At 37.9% G+C, this 24945-nt stretch carries 23 protein-coding genes and 1 tRNA gene; 21 read left to right on the forward strand and 3 right to left on the reverse strand.

The genetic code is table 11. From position 1 onward, the window contains the following. Nucleotides 1-74 precede the first annotated feature (74 nt). From C1E24_RS19530 to C1E24_RS19570, 9 genes are all read left to right on the forward strand, one after another. Nucleotides 75-941 (forward strand): hypothetical protein, encoded by an 867-nt coding sequence (locus C1E24_RS19530; protein WP_240722059.1) that lies wholly within the window; start codon nucleotides 75-77, stop codon nucleotides 939-941. Nucleotides 942-1018: 77 nt separating this feature from the next. After that, nucleotides 1019-2029, forward strand: coding sequence for a UDP-glucose 4-epimerase GalE (gene galE / locus C1E24_RS19535; RefSeq protein ID WP_138484391.1), 1011 nt, complete (start codon nucleotides 1019-1021; stop codon nucleotides 2027-2029). A 177-nt stretch (nucleotides 2030-2206) separates the two neighbouring features. Beyond that, nucleotides 2207-3184, forward strand: coding sequence for a tRNA dihydrouridine(20/20a) synthase DusA (dusA, locus tag C1E24_RS19540; protein WP_138484392.1), 978 nt, complete (start codon nucleotides 2207-2209; stop codon nucleotides 3182-3184). A gap of 467 nt (nucleotides 3185-3651) precedes the next feature. Next, the gene (locus C1E24_RS19545) at nucleotides 3652-4341 is read left to right on the forward strand and encodes a PspA/IM30 family protein (RefSeq protein WP_138484394.1); all 690 of its coding nucleotides are present in this window, start codon (nucleotides 3652-3654) and stop codon (nucleotides 4339-4341) included. A 78-nt stretch (nucleotides 4342-4419) separates the two neighbouring features. Continuing rightward, nucleotides 4420-4620 (forward strand): PspC domain-containing protein, encoded by a 201-nt coding sequence (locus C1E24_RS19550; protein WP_138484396.1) that lies wholly within the window; start codon nucleotides 4420-4422, stop codon nucleotides 4618-4620. Nucleotides 4621-4658: 38 nt separating this feature from the next. Continuing rightward, nucleotides 4659-4982: a hypothetical protein gene (locus tag C1E24_RS19555; RefSeq protein ID WP_058028692.1), complete on the forward strand. Its 324-nt coding sequence runs from the start codon at nucleotides 4659-4661 to the stop codon at nucleotides 4980-4982. A gap of 77 nt (nucleotides 4983-5059) precedes the next feature. After that, nucleotides 5060-5563, forward strand: a complete 504-nt coding sequence (locus C1E24_RS19560; protein ID WP_138484398.1) for a copper chaperone PCu(A)C — start codon at nucleotides 5060-5062, stop codon at nucleotides 5561-5563. A 9-nt stretch (nucleotides 5564-5572) separates the two neighbouring features. Beyond that, nucleotides 5573-6559, forward strand: a complete 987-nt coding sequence (locus C1E24_RS19565; protein ID WP_138484400.1) for a DUF2333 family protein — start codon at nucleotides 5573-5575, stop codon at nucleotides 6557-6559. A gap of 3 nt (nucleotides 6560-6562) precedes the next feature. Further along, nucleotides 6563-7324 carry a TIGR04219 family outer membrane beta-barrel protein gene (locus tag C1E24_RS19570; RefSeq protein ID WP_138484402.1) on the forward strand — a complete coding sequence of 254 codons (762 nt, stop codon included), beginning with the start codon at nucleotides 6563-6565 and terminating at the stop codon, nucleotides 7322-7324. Between the two features lie 372 nt (nucleotides 7325-7696). Here the strand turns inward: C1E24_RS19570 and C1E24_RS19575 are convergent, their stop codons facing one another. Both C1E24_RS19575 and C1E24_RS19580 read right to left on the reverse strand, forming a co-directional pair. After that, the gene (locus C1E24_RS19575) at nucleotides 7697-8572 is read right to left on the reverse strand and encodes a TIGR03899 family protein (protein ID WP_138484404.1); all 876 of its coding nucleotides are present in this window, start codon (nucleotides 8570-8572) and stop codon (nucleotides 7697-7699) included. Beyond that, nucleotides 8569-9063 (reverse strand): hypothetical protein, encoded by a 495-nt coding sequence (locus C1E24_RS19580; RefSeq protein ID WP_138484406.1) that lies wholly within the window; start codon nucleotides 9061-9063, stop codon nucleotides 8569-8571. Before C1E24_RS19580 ends, C1E24_RS19575 begins: the two co-directional genes overlap by 4 nt. 547 nt (nucleotides 9064-9610) lie before the next feature. Between C1E24_RS19580 and C1E24_RS19585 the strand changes: the two genes are divergently transcribed. Continuing rightward, nucleotides 9611-11803, forward strand: a complete 2193-nt coding sequence (locus C1E24_RS19585) for a bifunctional diguanylate cyclase/phosphodiesterase (protein ID WP_138484408.1) — start codon at nucleotides 9611-9613, stop codon at nucleotides 11801-11803. Between the two features lie 436 nt (nucleotides 11804-12239). Here the strand turns inward: C1E24_RS19585 and C1E24_RS19590 are convergent. Continuing rightward, a tRNA-His gene (locus tag C1E24_RS19590) sits at nucleotides 12240-12315 on the reverse strand. 176 nt (nucleotides 12316-12491) lie between these two features. Between C1E24_RS19590 and C1E24_RS19595 the strand changes: the two genes are divergently transcribed. The 11 genes from C1E24_RS19595 to C1E24_RS19645 all read left to right on the forward strand — a co-directional run. Beyond that, complete coding sequence (locus C1E24_RS19595) at nucleotides 12492-13307, forward strand: mechanosensitive ion channel family protein (protein WP_138484410.1); 816 nt, start codon at nucleotides 12492-12494, stop codon at nucleotides 13305-13307. An 18-nt stretch (nucleotides 13308-13325) separates the two neighbouring features. Further along, complete coding sequence (locus C1E24_RS19600; RefSeq protein WP_138484412.1) at nucleotides 13326-14102, forward strand: DUF481 domain-containing protein; 777 nt, start codon at nucleotides 13326-13328, stop codon at nucleotides 14100-14102. A gap of 125 nt (nucleotides 14103-14227) precedes the next feature. Continuing rightward, complete coding sequence (locus C1E24_RS19605) at nucleotides 14228-16810, forward strand: polysaccharide biosynthesis/export family protein (protein ID WP_138484431.1); 2583 nt, start codon at nucleotides 14228-14230, stop codon at nucleotides 16808-16810. Nucleotides 16811-16823: 13 nt separating this feature from the next. Next, nucleotides 16824-17741 (forward strand): Wzz/FepE/Etk N-terminal domain-containing protein, encoded by a 918-nt coding sequence (locus tag C1E24_RS19610; RefSeq protein WP_138484414.1) that lies wholly within the window; start codon nucleotides 16824-16826, stop codon nucleotides 17739-17741. 35 nt (nucleotides 17742-17776) lie between these two features. After that, nucleotides 17777-18814: a UDP-N-acetylglucosamine--undecaprenyl-phosphate N-acetylglucosaminephosphotransferase gene (gene wecA / locus C1E24_RS19615; protein ID WP_138484416.1), complete on the forward strand. Its 1038-nt coding sequence runs from the start codon at nucleotides 17777-17779 to the stop codon at nucleotides 18812-18814. 81 nt (nucleotides 18815-18895) lie between these two features. Continuing rightward, complete coding sequence (locus C1E24_RS19620; RefSeq protein WP_138484418.1) at nucleotides 18896-19972, forward strand: glycosyltransferase family 4 protein; 1077 nt, start codon at nucleotides 18896-18898, stop codon at nucleotides 19970-19972. Nucleotides 19973-19974: 2 nt separating this feature from the next. Beyond that, nucleotides 19975-21036, forward strand: a complete 1062-nt coding sequence (locus C1E24_RS19625; RefSeq protein ID WP_138484420.1) for a glycosyltransferase — start codon at nucleotides 19975-19977, stop codon at nucleotides 21034-21036. Next, nucleotides 21033-21749, forward strand: a complete 717-nt coding sequence (locus C1E24_RS19630) for a WecB/TagA/CpsF family glycosyltransferase (RefSeq protein ID WP_138484422.1) — start codon at nucleotides 21033-21035, stop codon at nucleotides 21747-21749. Before C1E24_RS19625 ends, C1E24_RS19630 begins: the two co-directional genes overlap by 4 nt. Then, nucleotides 21743-23038, forward strand: a complete 1296-nt coding sequence (locus C1E24_RS19635) for a hypothetical protein (RefSeq protein WP_138484424.1) — start codon at nucleotides 21743-21745, stop codon at nucleotides 23036-23038. The genes C1E24_RS19630 and C1E24_RS19635 overlap by 7 nt, the downstream gene beginning before the upstream one ends. 80 nt (nucleotides 23039-23118) lie before the next feature. Next, nucleotides 23119-23973: a hypothetical protein gene (locus tag C1E24_RS19640; RefSeq protein ID WP_138484425.1), complete on the forward strand. Its 855-nt coding sequence runs from the start codon at nucleotides 23119-23121 to the stop codon at nucleotides 23971-23973. A 273-nt stretch (nucleotides 23974-24246) separates the two neighbouring features. After that, nucleotides 24247-24945 (forward strand): nucleotide sugar dehydrogenase (locus C1E24_RS19645; RefSeq protein WP_138484427.1); only part of this gene is annotated, 699 nt, incomplete at its 3' end.

Below are 24945 nucleotides of genomic sequence, written 5' to 3' on the forward strand. Positions count from 1 at the left end.
GCTATGATAGAGACATATTTCCGCTCATTTGCTAAAAAGAGCAATAAAAAAGCATGACCAATTAAGGGATTTCCATGTATAAAAAAATGGCTTTAGCTGTCAGTTGCAGTTTAGTTTTCACTGGTTCAGTACTTGCAAATACGTTCCCTAGTAGCCAGATTTATTTGGCGACAGAACTTGAAAATGGCATTAAGGTGAAACCAATCACGGGTGCAAAGGGTTATCACAATCAACCCTTAGTGACAGAAGACGGCATCTATTTTACGCAATCAGTCGGTGACGGTGATAAAAGCCAGATGGACTTATTCTTTTACGATTTTAATAAAACCAGCGCTGAGAATTTAACGAACTCGCCGGTTTCTGAGTACTCACCGACGTTATATCCCCATGAGGCGGGTTTATCTAGCATTGTTGTTGAAGCTGATGGTAAGCAGAAGCTATGGTTTTATCCATTCGATAAAAGCAAAGCACCAAAACGCATTTTTGACCATATTGAGCCGGTTGGTTACCACGCATGGGGTAAGACAGAAGATTTAGTGATGTTTATCCTAGGTGAGCCACATACACTGCAATACACAGATTTAACCGGTCATTTACCGAAAGTAGTTGCGGGTGATATTGGCAGGAGTTTGGCGTATAACGAAAAACGTTCGCTTTACTCGTTCACATATCAAGAAGGTAACCAGCACTGGTTTGCGACTTTCTCGCCTAAAACGCAGCAAATTAAACAACACTTTGTGATGCCAAAGCAAGTACGAGATTACACCTGGGTTGATTCAGATACCGTTGCTTATGCCATTGATAACCGTATTTATACACGCAATATTGAGCAGCCTAAACAAGTGTCTCAGTGGCATAACTTTACTTCGTATTGTGATTCACAAATTACCCGATTAAGTTATAAGCAAGGAAAAATGGCATTTGTTTGTCAAAAATTGTAATTCTCAAAGCAATCTTTTTTGATGTTAGTTACAATTAACCCATTATATTTAGGACAAACAGTTTTTAGGAGCTAGTGATGGCAATTTTAGTAACAGGTGGTGCGGGTTATATTGGTTCACACACGGTTTTAGAACTATTAAATCAAGGCGACGAAGTGATAGTTGTCGATAACTTAAGTAATTCATCGTCAGAATCATTGAAGCGTGTTGCTGAGATCACAGGTAAAGAAGCAAGTTTTTACCAAGGTGATATTTTAGATAAAGCATTCTTAGATTCGGTATTTGCAAAGCACGGTGTAGAACAAGTGATCCACTTCGCTGGCTTAAAAGCGGTCGGTGAGTCAGTTCAAAAGCCAATTGAGTACTACCAAAATAACGTACAAGGTACGCTCAGTTTACTTGATGCCATGCGTGATGCGGGTGTATTTAAGTTGGTATTTAGCTCATCGGCTACGGTTTATGGTGACCCAGCAAGCTTACCTATTCGTGAAGATTTCCCGGTGGGTGGTACAACTAACCCATATGGTACATCTAAGCTGATGGTTGAAATGGTACTGCAAGATGTTGCTAAATCTGACCCGCGTTGGGCGTTTGCAATTTTACGCTACTTCAACCCTGTCGGCGCACATAATTCTGGCCGTATTGGTGAAGATCCAAATGGTATTCCTAATAACTTACTACCTTACATTTCACAGGTAGCGGTAGGTAAATTAGCGCAACTAGGTGTTTTTGGTGACGACTACGATACCAAAGACGGCACTGGTGTTCGTGATTATATTCATGTTGTCGATTTAGCTATTGGTCATTTAAAGGCATTAAATAAAATCAACGCAGAAGCAGGCGCACATATCTACAACCTGGGTACAGGTAACGGCTATTCAGTATTCGAAATGGTCACCGCTTTTGAGAAAGCGGCTAATAAGCCAGTTCCTTACGAAGTTAAACCGCGTCGCCCTGGTGACATCGCAGCGTGTTACGCAGCACCAGAAAAAGCACTTAACGAGCTAGGTTGGCAAGCAGAGCGCGGTATCGATGAAATGATGGAAGATACTTGGCGCTGGCAAAGCAATAATCCGAACGGATATTAATGTTTTGCTATAGTTAGCTTTCTACCTAAGTAGAAGTGGCCACATTATGTGGCCGTTTTTATATCTAATAATGAATGGTATAATTTCCCGCTAATTTTAGGCTATGCCTAATTCAAACCCTATACAATCAGAGCAGCTAAATGCTTTGCATTAAGATCATATAGTTAGAGGTAATTTGTGACGACTCAAGCACTAGACCGCCGTTTTTCTGTTGCCCCAATGTTGGATTGGACTGACCGTCATTGCAGAACTTTCCATAGAAAACTGTCTAAACATGCGGTGCTGTATACAGAAATGATCACGACCGGTGCCATTTTGTTTGGTAAAGGCGATTATTTGGCATTTGGTGAGCATGAATTACCTGTGGCGCTGCAGCTAGGTGGCTCAGACCCTGAAGCATTGGCAAAGTGCGCGAAGAAAGCCGATGAATATGGTTATAGCGAGATTAACCTAAATGTAGGCTGCCCGTCTGATCGTGTACAAAACGGTCGTTTTGGTGCGTGTTTAATGGCTGAGCCGCAGCTGGTGGCTGAGTGTATTGCAGCGATGAAAGCGCAAACGAATGTACCAGTCACGGTAAAAACACGTATTGGTATTGATGAGCAAGATAGCTACGAGTTTTTAACCACGCTGATTGAAGCGGTTAAAGATGTGGGTTGTGATGACTTTATCATTCATGCGCGTAAGGCTTGGTTACAGGGGCTAAGTCCGAAAGAAAACCGTGAGATCCCACCGCTTGATTACCCGCGTGTATACCAGTTGAAAAAAGATTACCCAGATTTACATATCAGTATTAATGGTGGCGTTAAAACCATTGAAGAGTGTCAGCATCACTTAACGCATATTGATGGTGTTATGGTCGGTCGTGAAGCTTACAGCAACCCATTTATGTTATCGCAGGTCGATGAGCTTTTGTACGGTGGTGAAGCGTTTACACAAACGCGTCATGAAGTGGTCCGCAGTATGTATGATTACTTTGAAGCGCAAATGAGCGAAGGTGCAAACTTCTGGCATATTGCTCGCCACATGTTAGGTATTTTCCAAAACCAACCGGGTGCGCGAGGGTATCGACGTCACTTATCAGAGAATGGACATAAAAAAGGTTCTGGTATTGAGGTAATGGAAAAAGCACTGACGTTCGTGCCTGAACTGTAAATTTTTAGAGTTTAAAAATGCCTTTGAAGCCGCTTACCTAAGCGGCTTCTTTGTTTTCATATGTGATGACTCTTAGTCTCGTGTAAAAATACGCGGGGTAAACCCGCGCCTACATATCTGGGCTTTGCTGTTGTTGTATTGTCGCCGTAAACAATAACAATACTGTCATCCTGACGAAGGTCAGGATTCATTATTGTTAAAATAGACCCTGAAATAAATTCAGGGTGACGAAGGATTTGGCTTATCCTGATAACTCGCAACTCGCAACTCGCAACTCGCAACTCGCTAATTACTACCTGTTAACTAAATTGACTACTTTTTAGTTTATTTAACGAAATCATGAAATTTGTCTCTTCTATAAAAACTCCTGTAAAACTTTAAGTGCTTGTTTTAATTTGACTTTATCTTTTGGCACAAAGATTGGAATAGCTCTAGTAACCCAATTGCCAAATGCATAGGAGCAGAACATGGCCTTAATCGACAGAATTGAAGATCTTATTAAATCAGAAATTAATGCGTTTTTAGACAAAGCAGAAGATCCACAAAAAATGACTGCGCAGATTGAGAGTGAGTTACAAGATGCCTTGGCTGAATGCCGTTCAACTGCTGCACAGATCATCGCAGAGCAAAAAAGCTTATCTCGCCAGCATGATGACTTTGCAAAAGGTATCGAACGTTGGCAGCAGCAAGCAGAGCTAGCGATAAGTAAAGGTCGTGATGATCTAGCAAAATCGGCACTTATCGAAAAGCAAAAGCTTGTAGACGCTCAGGAAGACAACCAAAAGCAAGCGGCACAATTAGAAGATGCGCTGCACAAGCTGAATGAAGATGCCGCTAGGCTAAGTAATAAAATTGCTGAGGTAAAAGCAAAACAGCAGCAATTTTACAGAGCACAAAATAGTGCAGTAGCAAGATTAAAAGTTCGTAGCACGTTAAATAGTGAAGAAGTACAAAATGTTTGCGCACGCTTTTCACAACTAGAACAGAAAGTGGAGCGCATCGAAGCACAAGTTGAAAGCTACGATATTGGTAAAAATGATGTTTATCAAGAATTCCAACAAATGGAGCAAGACGAAAAGCTAAGTGAAGAGCTTGCTGCACTTAAGCAAAAAGTGTCAGGTAAGCAGGCTTCAGAAGCATCAACTTCTGCGCAGTAAGCAAAGTTTCTAGGTATTAATTCGTTTTGACAGGCTCGGCGCAACGAGGCGCCTCCCTAATTTTTCAGGAGTAAGGTTATGAATATGCAACAAACAACGAAAACATGTCGTCGTATTTTAGCGAGAAAGAAAATTGCAGGTGTATGTGCTGGGCTAGCAGAACGTTTTGATTTACCAGTATGGCTAACTCGAGTATTAACTTTGTTGGTATTTTTGAAGTTCCCAATGATAACGGTGATGGCATATGGATTATGCGCTGTACTGTGGCCAAAGCAGTAATTGCTAGATATTAAGTTGTAAAGACGTAGGAGGTAATTATGAAAACAGCATTGATTTTATTAGCTGCATTACTATTTATTAGCGCATTAAGCTGGGTTCAAACACCTGTTATGTTCTTTGCGATGCCTGAATTTATTTGGGAAATAAGCTGGGTCGGTATCGAGTTATTCGCGCTCTTAGCAGGCATTATCGCTGTGATCGCGCTGGTGGCATTAGTGAGTGTCGGAGTAATTGGACTGGTGTTAGTTGTGCTCATTGGGCTAGTGTTAGCATTATTATTTAATTCCATCTTTATTGCTTTGCCATTGCTTATGTTAGTTGGATTAGCTTGGTTACTTAAGGAAGAGTCTCCAGCATATTAGATCTCTACCAGATCAAAGGGTTTCTTGATTTTTCATGCTATGATGTTGCAAGTTAAACTTTTTTCAAAGGAATAAGCATGTTATTAAGAACCCTTTCTCTGGCGGCGGCACTATTACTTTCTGGTTTATCGCAGGCACATGAAGGTCACAGTCACGACCATAGTCACGTACAAAAAGAACTCATGGTGACAGACGCACAAATTCGCACATTCTTACCAGCGGCAAAATCAACAGCAGCTTATTTCACTATTCATAACCCAATGGACAAATCAGTTTTTCTAAAGAAAGCAACGATTCGTGGTATTGGGCGTGTTGAGATCCATGAGCATGTGCACAAGAATGGCATGATGCGCATGCAAAGAGTCGAGTCAGTTGAACTGCCAGCGAATCAACAAATCGTGTTTCAGCCAGGTGGTTTTCATTTAATGGCTTTTGAGCCTGAGCATAAATTAAAAGTCGGTGAAAAGCGTAAGTTGACGTTATATTTTGATAACGGCGACAGGCTGTATAGTTTTGTAGAAGTCGTATCTTTGAAAGATACTTTTGAAAAGCCAAAAAATTCTCATCATAGCCACCATTAAGGAGGGTTTATGCAACAGCATTTAGGAAAAATTATAAGCGGGTTAGCCGGTTTAGTTGTAATCGGCTATTTAATCGCGGTTTACTGGAGTTTTGAGCCTGCGGCATTCAATGTCGTTGAAAAGGCTAAGCAAACTGCTGAGCAGCAACAAGTTAAATTAGTACCTGGTTATGTTACGTCAACAGCGCTTATTGAAGTGAGCGAAACCTTACTGAATAAGCCTGGTGGGTATTTATCAAATGATAAAATGCCACCTAGTGTGTTAATGGATGATATGCCAGCATGGGAATATGGTGCCCTTGAAATGGTGCGTGACTTGGCTCTGTCGATGCGAAAAGACTTCAGCCGCTCTCAATCTCAATCTACAGAACATCCTGCGCTAAAAAAAGCCCAGCCGCAATTTAATATCAGTTCTACAGCATGGTTATGGCCAAGTGCTGAAGGCGAGTATCAAGTGGGGATTGAGCAGCTAAAGTTGTATCGCGCACAAATTGCTAATCCCCAAGACAGAGAGAGCCAGTTTTATGCTCGTGCAGATAATCTACGCGGCTGGTTAAAAGAAGCTGAAAAACGTTTAGGTAGTTTAAGTCAAAGGTTAAGTGCTAGTGTAGGGCAAGATAGAGTTAATACAGATCTCGCTGGTGATTCTGCTGCAAACCAAGCTACTAGTGTACCTAGTCATCATGTAGTGAAAACATCATGGTGGAAAATTGACGATGTTTTTTATGAGTCGCGCGGCGCAACTTGGGCATTATTACACTTTTTAAAAGCAGTAGAACATGATTTTGCTGATGTACTTGAGAAAAAGAATGCTAAAGTTAGTTTACAGCAAATTATTCGCGAGCTTGAGTCAACGCAAGAATCCGTGTGGAGTCCAATGATTTTAAACGGTAATGGCTTTGGTTTTGTTGCTAACCACTCGCTGGTAATGGCAAACTATATATCAAGAGCAAATGCAGCTCTTATTGAACTCAGTGAACTTCTAGCGCAAGGATAAAAAATGAAAAAGTACTGTTTAGCTGCAGCATTATCAATGGCTTTCTTAGCACCCGTTGCAAAAGCAGATATGTTGTTAGGTTTATACGTAGGGGCTGACGGCTGGCAGAGTGAAAACTCAGGTAGTTTTGCTGGTAAAGGTCAGGCAGAAAATTTCAACTTTGAAGATAAGACATTCTCAAGCTACTATGCAGCGTTCGAGCACCCAGTGCCGTTAATTCCAAATATTAAGCTGAAGTACACACAATTAGAGTTAGACGGTAAAACAACTCTAAATGAAACATTTGAGTTCGATGGTCAAGACTTCACAGTGGGCACTGAAGCAAATCTGATGACAGATTTCAGCCATATGGATTACACGCTTTATTATGAGTTATTTGATAACGATTTAGTGTCTTTTGATTTTGGTGTAACGGTAAAGCATTTTGATGGTGATGCAACAGTACAAGGTACGGTTGCAGGTCAGTCAAGAACGGAGTCGATTGATTTCTCAGCGCCAATTCCACTAGGTTACTTACGTGGTGAAGTAGGCTTACCATTAACTGGCTTGAGCGTTTTCGCGGAAGGCAATCTATTGGCAATAGATGATAGCAAAATTCAAGATTACCAAGTAGGTATCGCTTGGGAAGTGATTGACAATCTAGCGGTTGATGTGGCGATCCGTGCAGGTTATCGTTCATTTATCATTGAGCTAGATGATGTAGACGACATCAGCACTGATTTAGAAGCATCTGGCCCATTTGCGGGTATTCAGGTTCACTTCTAAGGTTTGAAAGCCAAAAGTAACGAGTTAGCGAGTTAAAAGTTAGCGAGTTACGAGCAGTTAATATATGTAGGCGCGGGTTTATCCCGCGCTTTTTTGTGCGTGACATAAAGTCAGCGCCTACAATCGTGCAAAATATACGTTGCGAAGCAAGGTTACTTTTGCGCAAGGTGAAATGAGCAATTTTAGCGGCCGCAATGAAGTGCTCTATTTGTAGTTTTGTAGGACGTTATTTATGGTGTCAATTTAAAAACTTTGTTGCGCTGAAGCACAACCTACAGGAGAGTGAGTTTAGTGTTTTATCAGCCGCTATTTATAGTGAACTTTAAAATCATAATTTGACTCGCAACTCGTATTCTATTATTTGCTTACCGCTTATGCCCACTCAAAGCTAAACTCTTCCTGCATCGCTTGCTCTAATAACAGCTTATACTGCTTATTTAACGGTGCGGTGATCAGGCGTTTTAGCTCTTCCCCTGTTTGAGTCAGTTTGTAATAACTTAAAACCAGCTCATTGCTCTTGGCTGTCAGCGTTAATTTTTGACCTTGAAAGCTTAAACTAAAACTCTGTCCTTGCTTCAGGCTAGGGGACTCTATTTCTTTTCTGTACATCAAACCAATATCCATCAAAGTGAGAATGTTGGGAAAGCTCAAACCTGATTGGGCTAAATTAATAGACTCTTTATTTCCTTTACGTAAAAGGTCAAAGAAAGACGGTTTTTTATAGTAGCCTAAAATAATAAGGTAGCTTCCTTCATGCTCAACAAAACCGCATAAGGGGGCACATTTTTGCAATGCATTGGCTTCTTTTTGGGTCATTTGTTTAAGTGTTTGTAAGCTTTTTATTGAAAATGTACCAGGAGAAAGGGTTTCACCCACTAAAATCTTAGCCCATAAAGTTTGCATAGCCTGGTTGGTAATGTCTTCAGCAAGCGCAATAAAATGCTCGAGCCAATCGGGATCAGGGCGACCTTTACTGATCACATCTGGGCATAGACTTAAGGCGCTAGCCATAATGGCTTCAATGTTAATTTGTCGCTGTATTTTTTGTAGTTGCTGCCTTTTAAGTGCACGTTTGAGTGCTGAATTATTAGATTGTACAGAGTACTCGACGGAGCGTTTTCCTTGTGCTGAGTATTCAGATTGGTCTGACGCTTTTTTAAAAGACGCTTTCTTTACCATTGGGTAACCAAGCTTTTCTTCAATCAGCAAAGCGAGATTTGCTTTAGAATTCGCCTTCTTTACCGTCATTGCATGTCCTTATCAGCAAGTTGAATATGTGAACGTAAATTATTTATGCTGGAAGTAAACATTTTATCGGCCAGTGAACGAATATATAAAACAATAATGCCCCCACTCACCGTAGAATGAATGGTGCCCTTCAATGAGTGGTTTATAGTTAATTCATTATCATTGTGAATGAGGCTTAAGCTTCCAAGCAATGCATGCTCATTGTTGATCAAGATAGAGTACTGTAGTTGGCTTTGAGATATTTCGGTAATAGTGATCTCAATATCAGCGCTCGAGGTTTGTAAAAATACATTTGCGCCTAAGGCGTTGCTTGGAGATGAAATATCAATACTGAGTTTTGAGCTGAACTTATCCCATGCCATAAGCTGAGGCCAGTGTTTCAAGTCAAATAAGAGAGGCCTTACTTGTTCATCAGAGCCTCTGAGGTCACTTGTTTGCTGAATACTAAAATGCCGTGGTAAAAATACCAGTACCAGAAGCACAAGCACCATAGTTAGTAAGCTAAACTTTAACGTTTTGGCACGAATAGAAATAACGGCACTCCTCGAATGATATTGATTAGGGCGTGTTGACCTTTGCTGTGTGCTTTTGCAGCAGTGAGTTGAATATTTAGGCTAGGCAGAGGCTGTGTAGCATAGTTATTCTATGTAAGTCAGCCGATAACGCCGAATAAATGTTCAACTCGCGCTGCTCGAAGAGTTCAATCAAAGGCTTCCACTACTTTGTCATTCGCCACTTACATAACCCATTATGCTTCGCAGCTCATTTCGCGTATTGAAAGCCTTTGATTTGAACAAAACTCATACCTCAAAGATAAACACGCCCTGGTTTTTACTTTTATTTCGATAAGATAGTCTATACTAATTCAATGACCTAAATAAATAAGTTGCAATTAAGCAATTGATGTTGAAGTCATTAGGGTTTACCTCAGCTAACAATTAAGATATACCTTAAAACAAGCGAACATACCCACTTCATTTACGTTTTATTAAAAATAATAAAACTTTAACTAAAGCGGTAGAAGTTGAAGGAATTTGAATGGCGTCTGAGCAAGATGACTTTTTGTTTTTAGATCATGAAGATGATACACCAGAAAATAACGAGCCACAGGGCTTTTGGGATATTCTGGTTGTTGACGATGATCCTGAAATACACTCTGTGACCAAACTTGCTTTATCTGGCGTTGAGTTTTGGGGCAAGGCGTTGCGCTTTCATCATGCTTATTCGGGTGAAGAGGCGATTAACGAGTTAATCCACCATCCTGAAATATGCTTATTACTGCTTGATGTGGTGATGGAGTCAGACGATGCTGGCCTTAAAGTTGTCAAAAAAGTTCGAGACGATCTCGATAATCATAATGTTCGAATAATTCTAAGAACGGGCCAGCCAGGGCATGCGCCTGAAGAGCAAGTTATTCGTGAATACGACATCAATGACTACAAAATGAAAACCGAGCTAACACGGAGTAAGCTAGTCACGTCATTAATGACCGCTTTGCGTTCGTTTCAACAAATATGTGAGCTAGAGGCCCAAAGTGAAGGTTTAACGAATATTCTAAGTGCCTCCAATGCGATTTTAGGGCACAACAATATCAGTGGTTTTAGTCAGGCTGTGGTGATGCAGTTAGCTAATATTTTAGCGAATGACGCTAATGGCTTTGTTTGTGCTCAAGTTTCAGGTACTAATTCATTGGTTTTGTTAGGTGGCACAACGCAATATCACGAGTTTATAGGGCAAGGTGTTGAGCAACTCGATAATGGCCGAGCGATTATGCAGGTCAAAACTTGCATTGAGCAGAAATGTCATCAACAAACGGAACATGACATCACGCTTTTCCTAGAAAAAAATAATGAACAAGCTGCGATTTTTATAGAATTAGTTTTGCCTCCAATGCCGCGGCAAATTCAGTTCGCTGAGATCTTCTTAGCCAACGTTAGTGTGGGTTTAGATAACATAAAGTTATTTAGCCAAATCAGAGAAGTCGCATATAAAGACCCCTTAACAAAGTTAGCAAATCGCACTAGCTTTGTAGAGCATTTAGAGAAAACCCCTTGTGACGAGGGTTTATCTCTAATTTTGTTAGACATTGCTCAGTTTTCAGATATCAATAATGGCTTAGGGCAAGAAGTGGGCAATCAGTTATTGATGGCAGTGATGCAGCGCCTAGAGCAAGATATTCCTAATGCAAAAGCCTTAGCTAGAATTGGCGCTGACGTTTTTGCGTTTTTACTACCGACCAGCTCTTTTAATGAAGAGTTACTCGTTGATGCTCTTAATATTCCTTATCAGTTAAAAGAGCATTTATTGTCTATTCACTTTCATATTGGCTTATGTAAATGTGAAGACTTCAGTGACACAGGTCTAGAAACCTTGAAAAAAGGGTATATAGCACTTAACCAAGCAAAACAGAGCCACAAGGTGTTTGATTGGTATACATCAGACTTAGAAGAAAAAATGGCATGGCGTCTAGGTTTGATCAGGCAATTGAGAAGTGATTTCGAGCAACACAAATTAGAAGTCTGGTACCAGCCACAATTTTCTTTAAAAACGCAGCAAATTATAGGTTGTGAGGCGTTATTACGCTGGCCATCGGGGAATGGGCGCTATATTTCCCCAGGTATTTTTGTGCCACTAGCAGAAAGCTCAGGTTTGATTGTTGAAATAGGACAATGGGTGCTTGAGCAAGCTTGTCAGCAGCAAAAACGTTTTGCTCAGTTAGGGCTTGATATCTGTGTCGCTGTAAATGTGTCGGTACCTCAATTTAAAACGCCTGATTACGCCAAAACAGTGATAAATACACTAGAGCAATATCAGGTATCAAGTAGTAAGATTGAGCTAGAGGTCACTGAAAGTGTGGTGATGGACGAAATTGGAAGCGTCATCGATACCTTAGACGAGTTAAAACGTTATGGTATTGAAGTGGCCATCGATGACTTTGGTACTGGTTTTTCTTCGTTAAGCTATTTACAGAAGCTGCCATTATCTCGCCTCAAAATCGACAGAGCTTTCATTAAAGACATTCCTGAGAGCGATACTGGCGCGATCGCCGAATTAATCGTATCCCTTGGTAAAAATCTCGGTTTGAAAACCATTGCTGAAGGCGTTGAAACGCAAGTTCAGTTAGAGCGTTTACAGCAAATGGGCTGTGATGAAATTCAAGGCTTCTTACTCGGTAAGCCAATGCCGGTTGATGAACTAATGCTGTTTGCTCAAAGTAAGCTTGGCTCTTAGATATTACTTTCACCGCTTATTTTTAAATTATCGAGAAAAATTAAAGGATGTACTTTTAATGTAGGTCGTCATTTATGGCGACATTATCGTGCAAAATACACATTGCGAAGCAAGGTTACTTTTGCGCAAGGTGAAATGAGCAATCTTAACAGCTGCAATGGACTACTTAATCTGTAGTTTTTAGGTCGTCTTATGGCGACAAAGTATTTTTCATTTCGGTAGCACCGACTTTATGTCGGGTAATTTAAATCAGCAAGATTTAAACATTTTGTTGCGCTAAAGCACAACCTACAGGAGCTTGGTTTTGTATTCTGCAGGCCATCATTTATGGCAATAAGAAAATCAGTGTAATACTTTGATGAATTTGATAATTAAAAAAGATGAGAATTAGAAATTTTAAGTAAGATTCTTGAATCTGAAAACACAGAAGAGAAGATGGGGCGACTGATGGGGCTCGAACCCACGACAACCGGAATCACAATCCAGGGCTCTACCAACTGAGCTACAGCCGCCGCAATACCACCTTGTTTGGTGTGGCGCGCATAATACATAAAAAAACTCGACTTGCAAAGCATAAATTCGATTTTATTTAAATTTAATGAAAAAGTACTTTTTCATAAAGGTAAAGTTCATATTCAGCATGTATAATACGCAAAAATTCACTCATCAAAAAAATTAAGGAGAGTGCATGGACGTTCTAATCAACTGGATCAACGAAAATTCAGATCTAATTACTCATTATGTTTTGCAAGGCATTTTAGCCATTGTAATCCTAGTAATAGGACTAAAGGTTGCTAAGCTTTTTGGTAATTTAACCGAGAAAGCATTTGCAAAAAGAAAAATTGATAAAGCAGTTGCCGGTTTTATCTCAAATATTGTTTATGCGCTGGTATTCGCTGCGACGGTATTAATGGCGTTATCGCAAGTTGGTATCGAAACCACATCGTTCGTTGCCATCTTAGGTGCTGCAGGCTTAGCCGTTGGTTTGGCACTGCAAGGCTCTTTATCTAATTTTGCTTCAGGCGTTTTAATTATCATTCTTCGCCCGTTCAAGTCTGGTGACTATATTGAAGCTGGCGGCAAAGCGGGTAGCGTTGAACGCATAGAGATCTTTGCAACAGAATTACGCACGCCAGATAATAAAGTCATCATCATGCCTAACTCAGCAATTATGGGTGGCGCTATTGTTAATTATTCTCGCCAAAAAACTCGCCGTATCGATTTAGTTATCGGTGTGAGTTACGACGCGGATCTTCGCCAAGCAAAAGAAGTATTAAAGAGTGTACTAGACAAAGAGTCTCGTATATTAAAAGATCCAGCCTATACTGTTGCTGTTTCTGAGTTAGCAGACTCAAGCGTGAACTTTGTTGTGAGGCCTTGGGTAAACACTTCAGAGTATTGGCCAACTTATTTCGACCTAATCGAAAACATTAAAATCGCGTTAGACGAAGCTAATATTGCAATCCCATATCCACAAATGGATGTTCACCTACATAAAGATTAATTACAGGGTAATCTATAAATGAAATTAAAACTTTTATCTCTTTGCGTTATTGCAGCAACCTCTTTTCAAAGTTTCGCAGAAGAAGCGAAAGAGCAGAAAACATGGGATGTAACAAGTGAAGTAGGTGCGATTATCACAAGTGGTAACACCTCAACTACTACACTTAAAGGTGGCATCAAAGCAAAGCATCACTTAGAAAACTGGAATAACGAGTACAAACTAAGTGGCATCTATAAAGAAGATGAAATTGATAATGATGCGGGTGAGCGTGAGAAAAAACGTACCAATGAAAAGTATTCAGCATCGGCACAAGGTAACTATAAGCTTAATGAAGATCATAGCCATTTATTCGTCTATGGTTCGTATGACTCAGATTACTTTGGTGCATACCGAAATGAAGCTGTATTATCAATTGGTTACGGCCTTCGTTTGCTTAATCGAAGCGATATGTACTTAAATGCCGAAATCGGTCCTGGTATCAAGCGTTTTGAAGAGCAAAAGAAGTTTGACGAAAATGGTGTGCGTCTTCCAACTGTGACAGAAAATGAAGCGATTGGCGTTGCTAAGTTAGACTATAACTGGCAGATCTCAGACAACGCGCGTTTTACACAATTAGTCGCAATTGAATATGGTGATACCAACACAAAAACGGTATCTGAATCTGCGCTACTGACAAAAATCAACGGCTCATTACAGATGAAATTTGCTTATAACATCACACACAACTCTGATGTAAGTGATGATAAAGAAAATACAGATACAGAAACGTCTTTAACATTAGTTTACAGCTTTTAACATAGCATTGTCGTAAACTTGTAATATAGACAAAAAAAGGGGCGATAGCCCCTTTTTCTATGTATGGTAATTCGTGTAGAATATGCAATCTTTTTGGCCATAGCTTATAGGATTTAAGTTTGAATATGTTTTTTAAACGTGTTTTTGTATTGATTTTAATGCTTTTTTCAAGCATTTCACTGGCATTTACACCAACCCAAGCACAAATTGAACAGTTTAAAAAATTGCCAAGAGCTCAGCAAGAAGCGCTTGCGAAGCAATATGGCGTTGATGTATCTGCCTTTTCTTCCTCTACCGCAAGCTTAAAAACAAACAACGAACAACAGCAATCAGTACAACCTCGAGAGCTTGATGAAGTGCGCAATGATAAAGAGAGTGTATCTGAAAAGCCTTTTGAAAAAGTTTTAAAACCGTTCGGATATGAACTGTTTTCAGGTCAGCCTAGTACTTTTGCACCTTCTGAAGCACCTGTGGTGCCAAACGACTACGTTATCGGTAATGGAGACATGATAACGATTAACCTATATGGTAAAACAAGTGCTGTACATGATGTAATGGTTGACGGAGAGGGGCGTTTAAGTATCCCAGATTTTTCTCCGGTACAAGTAGCCGGTTTAACATACTCTGAACTGAAAAAGCTTATAGAACAAAAAGTCTCAAAAGAAGCTATTGGGTTAAATGTATTTATTTCTATCTCTGGTATGCGCTCATTACGAGTGATGGTTTTAGGTGAAGTTTATAAACCGGGTTCATATACGGTTTCCCCATTATCAACTATAACGCATGCACTTTTTGCGAGTGGTGGCCTTTCTGAAATTGCAAGTTTAAGAAATGTACAATTAAAAAGGCAAGGAAAAACTGTTACTAACTTAGATTTATATGATTTGTTACTGGATGGTAATGCAGAGCATGACATTTCCCTTAAAAACGGTGACATTATATTTGTCCCTTCAGTAGGTGAGCAAATATCTGTCGAAGGAGCGGTAAAGAGGGAAGGTATTTTTGAACTTTCAGACACTGATACGAAGCAGTCGATTGAAAAAATGTTTGGTGGTTTCAAAGAGAATGCTTACAAAAAGCAGGTTCAGCTGCACAGAGTAGACGATAGTTATAGAAGTTTAGCTATCAATGTCGACTTTTCTCAGAGCAATGACTCATTTAAGCCTCAAGGTGGCGACCGCTTTATTGTTCAAGAAGTAAGTGAACGAGTTCTAGACTCTGTAAAAGTAATAGGCGCAGTTGTTAGGCCTGGTGTTTATGAATGGTCTGATGGATTAACCTTCGACAAGGTGATTAAAAGGTTAGAATCTGACTTATTACCACAGGCTGATTATCGTTATGCATTAATTCTTAGAGAGACACTAGATAATGGTAAGTTAGAAGTTTTGCAGTTTTCGCCATTTGAAGCCTTAGGTTCAGGTAACTTATATCTGAAAAAAAATGACGAGGTTTTTATTTTTAGCCGATATAATCAAAAGAAAACAGAAGAACAAGCTCTGACGGAATTAGCATTAACCGAAAACGAGTTAAAGCAACAATACCAATCAAAGTTATGGCATCTCTTTGAGTATCAGGAGTTAAAAAAGCACCTAGACGAAGCAAATAAGTATGCAAGTAAGGTGCTTGATTCTGAATTTGCGCCATTTAGCCGTAAGGTTTTACTTGAATTTGTTAAAAGACGACTTGAAACTCGTTCTGGGTTAAAGTTTGGCGCCCTGAGTTACGAAGTGAGTGGTGAAGTGCGTTTTCCTGGAGTTTACCCTATCTCTAGAAATTTAACTGTTAGTGATGCAATCATTGCTGCCGGTGGTTTACTTGAATCAGCCTTTGAGTCTAAAGCTGAACTGACGCGATTTGTTAATACAGAAGAAGAGCAATTTAAATATATTCACCTTAATCTGAACAATGAGCAGCACTTAAAGCAAAGCATAGTGGATAATGATAATTTAAACATCTTGATGCAACCGAATTGGCAAACTGGCAACAAAGTAACTCTCAAAGGAGAAGTTAAATTTCCTGGTACTTACACAGTAAGTAAAGGAGAAAACTTAAACTCAGTTATCAAGCGTGCTGGAGGGTTGACAGTCTATGCAGAACCAAATGCAGCAGTTTTTACTCGTGAAGCAATTAAAACACAGGAACAAAAGCAGCTCGAAAAACTTTCCGAAGAACTGAGACGTAATATCGCTTCAATGAGTTTGCAACGCACCTCTGGTTTTTCAGCTCAGATGAGCTACGAAGAAACAAATAAGCTTCTATCGGACCTTTCAAGTGTAGAGGTGGTAGGGCGATTAGTGATTGACTTGCCTGACGTGTTAGAAAAAAGAGAAAACGTTATTTTACAGGATGGTGACACACTTTATATTCCAGGTAAGCAAGATTCAATTTCGGTTATTGGTGAAGTTAACTATGCTTCGTCTCATTTATTTAAGAGCGGAATTACCATTGATAAATATCTAGAGATGAGCGGCGGGCTCAAAGAAAGAGCAAACAAAGAGCAGATATATGTAATAAAAGCGAATGGCTCAGTGTTCATACCGCAGTCTTCAGGTTGGTTCTCTGTTAATTACCAGGGGCAGTTGCAAGCTGGTGACACGATTGTTGTACCAATGGATGCAACATATATGGATAATTTGACACTGTGGAATACAGCAACACAAATATTCTTCCAATTAACAGCAGGTATTGCTGCAATAACTCGTTTGTAAATTTAGGAGTAGCATGAAAGGTAATTTAACTGACCCACAAATAACTTCAGCTGTTGATTTAACTGAAATAATTAGTGAGATCTATAAGAAGAAATGGTTGCTTCTATCTTTCATTGTTTTATTTACAGGGGGGGGGGTATTTTATGCCCTCCAATTGCCAAACATTTATAAGTCCTCTGCTCTGGTATTGCCTGTAGGTGATGCCAATAGTAATCCATCATCAATGAAGGGCTTGGGGGGGTTAGCCGGCTTAGCAGGTATTAGTCTTGGTGAGCAAAGTGTTTCCAAAACACAAATGGCAATTGAGATTGTTAAATCTAGAAGATTTGCTAATGACTTTATCGATAAATATGATCTTCTTCCAAAACTGATGGCAGTAAAAGGTTGGAACATACAAACTAGAGAGTTGAATTTTGAAGAGGAAATTTATGATCCAGTAAATCGACGATGGAAATTTGACGAAAATTCTAATATGACACTAATGCCTACTATGCAGCAAGCGTATGAGGTATATAAAAATATAGTGTCGGTAAAAGAGTTAGGTAATGGATTTGTATCTGTCTCTGCCTTACATCAGTCTCCGGATTTGGCTAAAGATATTGTTGGCTATTTAATTGAAGAAGTTAATAAAACGATAAAATCAATGGATATAAGTGAAGCTGAAAATAGAATTTTTTATCTCGAGAGTGAGCTAAAAAACGCCGAAGTTGCTGAAATTAAAACTATGTTTTATCGTTTAATTGAAAAGCACACTGAAACTTTAACTCTTGCCAATACAAGAGAAGAGTATGTATTTAAAACGATAGACCCAGCATTAGCTCCAGAAAAAAAAGAAAAGCCTAGTAGAGGAGTTATAGTAATTTTAGCTGCTGTTTTTGGAGGTTTGTTAGGGTTGATTGTTATTTTTATTAGATATTCTTCAAGAAGATAGTTATTCAGTCACAACTGTTAATAATGTGAATTTTTATGTATTTAGAACCTATTATATTTTGCTTTTCCTTATGTGCTTTTATTAACTTTATTGTACACCCTATTGCAGTGAAAGTTGGCTTGGTGGATATCCCTAACCAGCGTAAGAAGCATGCAGGGGCTATTCCTTTGATTGGTGGTTTAGCCATATTTATTAGTATTGCCATTACGTCTATATTATTCTTCAGTTCTAATACGCAGATCTTTGTATATTTATTTTCAGCAATGACGTTACTTATTCTTGGTGTATTGGATGATAAGAATGATTTGTCAGTTACTATTCGTCTAATTACTCAGTGCGGAGTAAGTATATTTATTTTCTTAGCTGCAGATATGTATCTAACGACATTCGGTAATATTTTAGGTTTTGAAGTAACACTCGGAAAATTTGGTGTTTTAATAACAGTTTTATCTGTAATTGCTGCAATTAACGCATTTAATATGGTCGATGGTATAGATGGGCTAGCTGGAATGTTAAGTTTAAATACATTTCTTTTTATCTCAGTTACCTTTTTACTTGCTGGAAGTGAGTGGCTTTTCTTATCTTCAATTTTTATTGCAGCGATAATCGCTTTTTTAATGTTTAATTTACGCTGGCCAAGTAAGAAGCTGGGTAAAGTGTTTATGGGTGATGCTGGTAGTATGGTAATAGGCTTCACTGTTATATGGCTATTGTTAGTCGGTGTAGATGAAAATGTCTCAGCATTTAGGCCTGTGTTAGCTTTGTATTTGATAGCAATACCCTTAATGGATATGGTTGCTATCATGATCAGAAGAATTAAAAAAGGAACATCTCCTTTCAAGCCAGATCGTGAGCATTTACATCATATTTTTGAGAGGGCTGGGCAATCAAGACGAAGAGCTCTAGTAACTATATCCATAGTGGCATTTATTATTGCTGCTATAGGACTTTGTATGGAGCTTTTAGGTGTAGATGAATGGAAAATGTTTTTAGTTTTCTGCTTATTATTTATGGTCTACAACTATTGTCTAATTCATGTTTGGAAAATATTGAGTTGGATTCGAAAACACTAGCATCGATATTTTAAATTAGCTAGCTGCGTCAAGTAGCATAAGTAACGATACAATTTGTATATAGCTGATATTAGGAATTAAATGAATAGAATTGCATACCTCCTTTCGCATGACATAACTAAAGGAGATGGTGTTGCAAAAAAAGTGGCAACGCAAATAACCGAGTGGAAAAATCAGGGTGTAGAAGTAAAGGTATTTTGTCTAGTACCGACAGTGAAAAACATGGGAGAAGATTATTGTTTATATCCTATGCCTGGTCCATTGGCAGCTAGACTGACTTTAAATTCTCATCTTTTTGAAGATATAGTAAATTTTAAACCAGATGTAGTTTATTATAGATACGATACTTGGAGTGTAACAGTAGCGAAACTTAAAAAGCGCTTCAAATTTATAGCTGAACTTAATACTGATGATTTAGCTGAATCCAAATTATTGTTACTAAAAGAGAAGAGCTTCAAGGCTCTACTTCGATATTGTGCTTTTAAAATGCTCAGAAAACGCTTACTTAGCGGTATGTCAGGCCTTATAGGTGTCACAAACGAGATTACTCATTTAAAAAGTAATAATCTCCCCAATGTAAAACGTTGCTGCTTTCCTAATAGTATTGACCTTGAAAAATACCCCGTCATAAAACAGTCTATTGCTATTGACTCTACTAGGTTAGGGGTTTTTTTTATTGGCAGCCCAAATCAAGATTGGCACGGTGTCGACTTTATCGAACAAATGGCTAAAAATATGCCTATGTTCGATTTTCATTTAGTAGGTATAGAAGGGAATAACAAAGATAATTTATTCTATCATGGCTTCCTTAATGCAGAACAGTACTTGAAGGTACTTGCAAAGTGTACTGTCTGTGTTGGAAGTTTAGCTTTATATAGAAATAATTTATTTGAGGCGTCACCATTAAAAGTTAGAGAGTACCTTGCCTATGGTTTTCCTATTATTTTAGGTTATAGGGATACCGCATTCGAAGGGCTGAAAAATTTAAGTTGGCTTTTAACAATTGATACACAAAAAAAACTCGATTTTTTAGATATTGAGCGGTTTATAAGAAGCAATGCTTCTACAGTTTTGAGCGATAAACATCGAAATTTAGTTTCTAGTAAATCTATAGAGTCTAAGCGTTTGCATTTTATAAGATCGTGCCAGAGGGATTGATAGTGAAGCTGCTATTTGTACTTGAGTCTTTTGAAATGGGCGGTGTTGAACGAGTTACTCTTCAGTTACTAAGAGCATTAAGTAAAAATACCTCAATTTCATTATATGTGTTATGTGAAAATCCTGTAGGAGAATTTGCTGATAGTTTCGACTCTGAATTTAAGTGTTTCCATTTGAAAGGTATGCATTACTTTTCAAAAGCAAAAGCTTTCTCCGGATTAGTTAATGAAATACAACCTGATCATGTAATTTTCACTAAAGGCGGGTTATCTAAATATCGTTTTAGATTTAGTAATCCTAAAAAGATAAAATATACTGCTGTACAGCATGTGCCGATAAAGCTTCCAGAAACAAGTGTAATTAAAAATATAGTAAGAAGACTTGCTGCAGTAATTTTTTACCACTCTATAGACAAAGTGGTTTCAGTATCTGAAGGTATAAGAGAAGGGTTAATTAAAAGCCTTTTTTTAAGTACAGAGAAAGTGATTACTGTTTATAATCCTGTATTGGACAGTAATATCACAATCTTAGCAAACGAAGACGTTGAGTATAATGATTTTTATGTCTGCGTGGGAAGGCTACATTTTCAAAAAGGTTATGATCTATTAATACGTATAGTTTCTAAATTAAAAATCACAAGGCCTTCGATCAAAGTAATAGTACTTGGGGATGGACCGGAAAGAAATTATTTAAAAGCGAAAATATTGAGCGAAGGATTGCAAGACAACATAATTCTTCACGGTAGTACAGATAATCCATTCAAATATATAAAAGCTTCTAAAGGGATCCTTTTACCTTCTCGATGGGAAGGGTTACCAACTGTTTTGGTTGAGGCTGCATATTTAGGTAAGCAAATGGTTGCTTTTGATTGTAAACACGGCCCTAAAGAGCTGACTAATAATGGAAAGGCTGGATACTTGATAAGTCAAGGTGATGTAGATGGATTTGTTAATGCAGTTTTAAAAATTGAAAATAATGAGTTTTTACCATCCCCAAACACTCAAGATTTCATGTTAGCAAAAGCTGCAAGTAACTATATTAAAGTTTTTGAGAAAATTAAATGAAAACGTATTTAGATCAAAAGATAAAATGTGGAAGTCAATTTGATAAAACGTTTTCTGAAGCTGTTAAATCAAATAGATGTGTAGCTATTTCGTTTTTAAACCCTTTTTCATACTCTGTACTGATGAAGGCTAAATTTGAGCAAATAGCAAATGATATTGACTTTTATTTTTCAGATGGGGCACTGCTTTGTAAGTTGCACTCAATCAGATATAAGTATATTGAAAGAGCAAGTTTCGATTTTAGTTCAATTGCTGAAAATGTTTTAGTTTTTGCTGAAAAAAATAACTTGCCGATTGCACTGATAGGTGCTAAGGGGCCTGAAATAAATGTAGCTAATCAAAGGCTAAAGGAGATTTACCCCGAACTTAATATCATGTTTTATAGAAATGGATATGTTGATGATAGGCAAAAACTATTAGAGGATTTAGATGCAGTTAAACCGAAGTTAATAATTCTTGGAATGGGGACTCCTTATCAAGAAGATATGGCATCATTTTTAAAGCGTAACTTAGAATTCCCTTGCGTTATGATAACGTGTGGTGGCTTTTTGACTCAGACATCCATAAAGGCTGATTATTACTATCCTATTATAAAAAAACTTGGGTTGAGATGGCTACAAAGGGTAGTGATGCATAAGCATGTCAGAGACAGAGTACTTAAGGATTATCCTAGTTTCATTTATAAATATGTAACGCGTAGAACCGAATGGTAATTCAAGCTTTAAGAGTACATCAAGTTGTATGGCTTATGGTGTTCACTTTTCCAATACTTTCTTTTAATGATGGTTTTGCTCAAAAGCTACTTCATATTATTGTATTATCAGTATGTATAGCTGCATTGTATTTTGACAAAGTTAAGCCAAAGGTACCTGTAGCTTTTTTCAAAGTATTTTTCCATTACTTTATTGTTGTTATTTTATATTATATTTCGATATCTTTATATCAATGGAAGGGTCTTTCCAGTAGCTCAATTCCTGATTTGGTTCGACCGGTGATTTATGCTTTATATTTTATTTTTCCTATCTTCTTCTTGTTAAGAGGAAAAGATGATGTTGAAAGGCTTTTTAAGCTTCTAGTTCTTGCCGCCGTTATTCAAATTGCTTTTTCATTTTTAGTATTTATTCCTGAAACATACTCATTAGTTGATATCTATAAAGGTAGAAAGAGTGATGATTCTGTAATTATGCACTTCTATCGATTTTCAGGCACTTATATTTACCCATCAGATTTTTCGATGTTTTTATCTTTGTTTGTTTACTTTTACTTTTTTAAGTTTGTCGCTTTTAATGGCCTAAGAGTAAAAGAATGGGGAATTACCTTTATAGTTTTACTAGGAATAGTAATGACTATTTCGAGAGGCGGAATTGGATCAATTGGTATTATGTTGATCTTTTGTTACTTTTTCTCGAGTGCTAAATATAACTTTAAGGTTAATATTGTTATTCTCATTTTCTTATCTATGCTGAGCTTGCTGATTTTATATCTATTCTCAAACGATCTTATTAATGAAGAAAGCCTAGGGGGGATGTATTATATTTTCGCGATGCTAGATTCTGGCGAGGGTGTTGATGGCTCTACATTACACCGACTAAATGAGTTTTCACTTGGCTTGCAATTCGCAGCCAAGTATTTTCCCTTAGGTGGAGGGGCTGATCGTGATGCAATCAGCCTTGTGATTCCTATTGTTGAGAGTTTTTACGGACATCATTTAATTAAGTGGGGGTTTACTGGGCTTATACTTGCCATTTTGTTTAATGTGTTAGTAAGTATGTTTTATTTGCAAACATTAAAAAAATTACCAAAGACAAGCTTTGAAGCGATTTTTCTTAAGTCGATATTTGTTTATATGTGGTCTGTGCCCTTGATATTTGGTTTTTCTTCAGCGATGTCAGATAGATTTAAAACTTTGCCTACTTATTATCTTTTGGTTGGATTAGGTATGGCTATATGTTATTTGACAGAGAAAAGTATAAATGAATCAAAGAATCAGCGTGCTCCTTAAATACAACTAAATGGTAGAAAACTATTCATATTCCAGTAAATGAGCTATACGCATCTTGTAGTGATTCCTTAGCCATTAATTTGTTGCACGAAAAAACTCAAAATTTTCAATATGATGTACTAAAAAGTTCAGCTAAAAAACTAAAATATCTAGAGAGTCAAGATAAAATTCATAATAGCTTTATTAATGAAGAAAAAGTTTTGATAAAAAACTTTTATAGTTCAGCATCTAAGGAAAGTAATATAAAGTTGTTAAAAACTAGTTATTTTAATTCTAAAGAAGTTGAAAAGCTTTTTGCTAAAATGTTTACAAAGTCAAAAAACAAAAATACAAGTGCTTCTAGTAAAATGCTTTTAGAACACTTCTCACAAAATGAGAATATTAGCTTTTCTCATATCGGTGTTTCTATTCTGGCGAAAACTTCAGATGATTATCTCGTAGTTTTGAGGCAAGGAACTGACCAATTACAAAGCTCAGGTTTAATTGCTCCATCAGGCTCAGGTTCAGTTGATTGGAATGATATTGAAAACTCAAAATCTGATAATCTGATCGATTTACTTAAGCACGCGATGTGCAGGGAGTTGTCAGAAGAGTGTAATATTGATTATCGACATATAAGAAGAAATAAAGTTAAGTTGATCGGTCATTTTCAATGGGTTATTAGAGCATATAAGCCGGAGTTTATAGGTATTTGTCAATTAGATTGCCCTCTCAATATGATTAGCCCTAATCTGGATGAAGTTTATTACTTTAAAGGCATTAATTTGAGGGTTCAGAATGATAGTCAGCTCAGAGAATTTTGTGATGTTCTGTTGAAAAGGTTTGATTTGAGCTTACCGTTCCAAGTGCTATTAAAGCAACTGCTCCGAATTATGACAGAAAGTAAGTATTCTGAGTGCAAAAAAGAAATCCAGAAGCTGTGGTTTTCCGACTGAGACCACTTTTTTTATTTGATAACAATAAATAACAAATCATCCCATTAAAGTCGCTCATCATAGGTTTCAAAAAAGCGAAATATATATTACAATTCCGCGCTGTTTTATTTGCTTGCTAGCTGTCTCATGAGTGTATTCTTTGAAAGTTTTTAGGCTACCTGAATTACAACTTTAAAGTTGTCTGCACTAGTTTTGTTTAAACTCGTTATTTATTAGCGTAGTAAAGCATTTATAAGACTCAGTTATATTATGGTTTTTTAGGAAATACAAAACATGAATTTAAGTTCAGGCACAAATATTGCCATCATAGGTTTAGGCTATGTGGGTTTGCCTTTGGCAGTTGAGTTATCAAAGAAATTTAATGTACTAGGGTTTGATATCAACTCTGCGCGAGTTGAAGAGTTACAGTCTGGTCATGACTCAACATTGGAAGTGTCAGATGATGAGCTTCAAGCGGCGACATCGCTACGTTTTGCGAGTAACAAGAGTGAACTTGCAGACAGCACTGTATACATAGTTACAGTACCTACTCCAATCGACGACAATAACGCACCAGACTTAACGCCACTACAAAAAGCTTCAGAAATGCTGGGTGAATTTGTAAAGAAAGGTGACGTTGTAATTTATGAGTCAACAGTTTACCCAGGTGCGACAGAAGAAGTTTGTTTACCAATCATTGAGAAGGTGTCAGGTTTAACATTTAACCAAGACTTCTTTGCTGGTTACTCACCAGAGCGAATTAACCCGGGTGATAAGGTTAATACCCTTACCAAAATCATGAAAATTACGTCGGGTTCAACACCTGAAGTGGCTGACTTTGTCGATGCGCTTTATGGTTCAATCGTCGAAGCTGGTACGCATAAAGCTAGTTCGATTAAAGTAGCCGAAGCTGCAAAAGTTATTGAGAATACTCAACGTGACTTAAATATCGCGATTATTAATGAGTTTGCTAAAATCTTTAATCGTTTGCAT

It is taken from the genome of Pseudoalteromonas phenolica (assembly GCF_005876835.1).
Lineage (GTDB): Bacteria > Pseudomonadota > Gammaproteobacteria > Enterobacterales > Alteromonadaceae > Pseudoalteromonas > Pseudoalteromonas phenolica_B.

Bases quoted from the DNA above. Each gene is read 5' to 3' on its own strand.
- C1E24_RS19530 (WP_240722059.1), top strand. From the start codon at position 75: ATGTATAAAAAAATGGCTTTAGCTGTCAGTTGCAGTTTAGTTTTCACT.
- galE (WP_138484391.1), top strand. From the start codon at position 1,019: ATGGCAATTTTAGTAACAGGTGGTGCGGGTTATATTGGTTCACACACG.
- C1E24_RS19545 (WP_138484394.1), top strand. From the start codon at position 3,652: ATGGCCTTAATCGACAGAATTGAAGATCTTATTAAATCAGAAATTAAT.
- C1E24_RS19550 (WP_138484396.1), top strand. From the start codon at position 4,420: ATGAATATGCAACAAACAACGAAAACATGTCGTCGTATTTTAGCGAGA.
- C1E24_RS19555 (WP_058028692.1), top strand. From the start codon at position 4,659: ATGAAAACAGCATTGATTTTATTAGCTGCATTACTATTTATTAGCGCA.
- C1E24_RS19560 (WP_138484398.1), top strand. From the start codon at position 5,060: ATGTTATTAAGAACCCTTTCTCTGGCGGCGGCACTATTACTTTCTGGT.
- C1E24_RS19565 (WP_138484400.1), top strand. From the start codon at position 5,573: ATGCAACAGCATTTAGGAAAAATTATAAGCGGGTTAGCCGGTTTAGTT.
- C1E24_RS19570 (WP_138484402.1), top strand. From the start codon at position 6,563: ATGAAAAAGTACTGTTTAGCTGCAGCATTATCAATGGCTTTCTTAGCA.
- C1E24_RS19575 (WP_138484404.1), bottom strand. From the start codon at position 8,572: ATGACGGTAAAGAAGGCGAATTCTAAAGCAAATCTCGCTTTGCTGATT.
- C1E24_RS19580 (WP_138484406.1), bottom strand. From the start codon at position 9,063: ATGGTGCTTGTGCTTCTGGTACTGGTATTTTTACCACGGCATTTTAGT.
- C1E24_RS19585 (WP_138484408.1), top strand. From the start codon at position 9,611: ATGGCGTCTGAGCAAGATGACTTTTTGTTTTTAGATCATGAAGATGAT.
- C1E24_RS19595 (WP_138484410.1), top strand. From the start codon at position 12,492: ATGGACGTTCTAATCAACTGGATCAACGAAAATTCAGATCTAATTACT.
- C1E24_RS19600 (WP_138484412.1), top strand. From the start codon at position 13,326: ATGAAATTAAAACTTTTATCTCTTTGCGTTATTGCAGCAACCTCTTTT.
- C1E24_RS19605 (WP_138484431.1), top strand. From the start codon at position 14,228: ATGTTTTTTAAACGTGTTTTTGTATTGATTTTAATGCTTTTTTCAAGC.
- C1E24_RS19610 (WP_138484414.1), top strand. From the start codon at position 16,824: ATGAAAGGTAATTTAACTGACCCACAAATAACTTCAGCTGTTGATTTA.
- wecA (WP_138484416.1), top strand. From the start codon at position 17,777: ATGTATTTAGAACCTATTATATTTTGCTTTTCCTTATGTGCTTTTATT.
- C1E24_RS19620 (WP_138484418.1), top strand. From the start codon at position 18,896: ATGAATAGAATTGCATACCTCCTTTCGCATGACATAACTAAAGGAGAT.
- C1E24_RS19630 (WP_138484422.1), top strand. From the start codon at position 21,033: ATGAAAACGTATTTAGATCAAAAGATAAAATGTGGAAGTCAATTTGAT.
- C1E24_RS19635 (WP_138484424.1), top strand. From the start codon at position 21,743: ATGGTAATTCAAGCTTTAAGAGTACATCAAGTTGTATGGCTTATGGTG.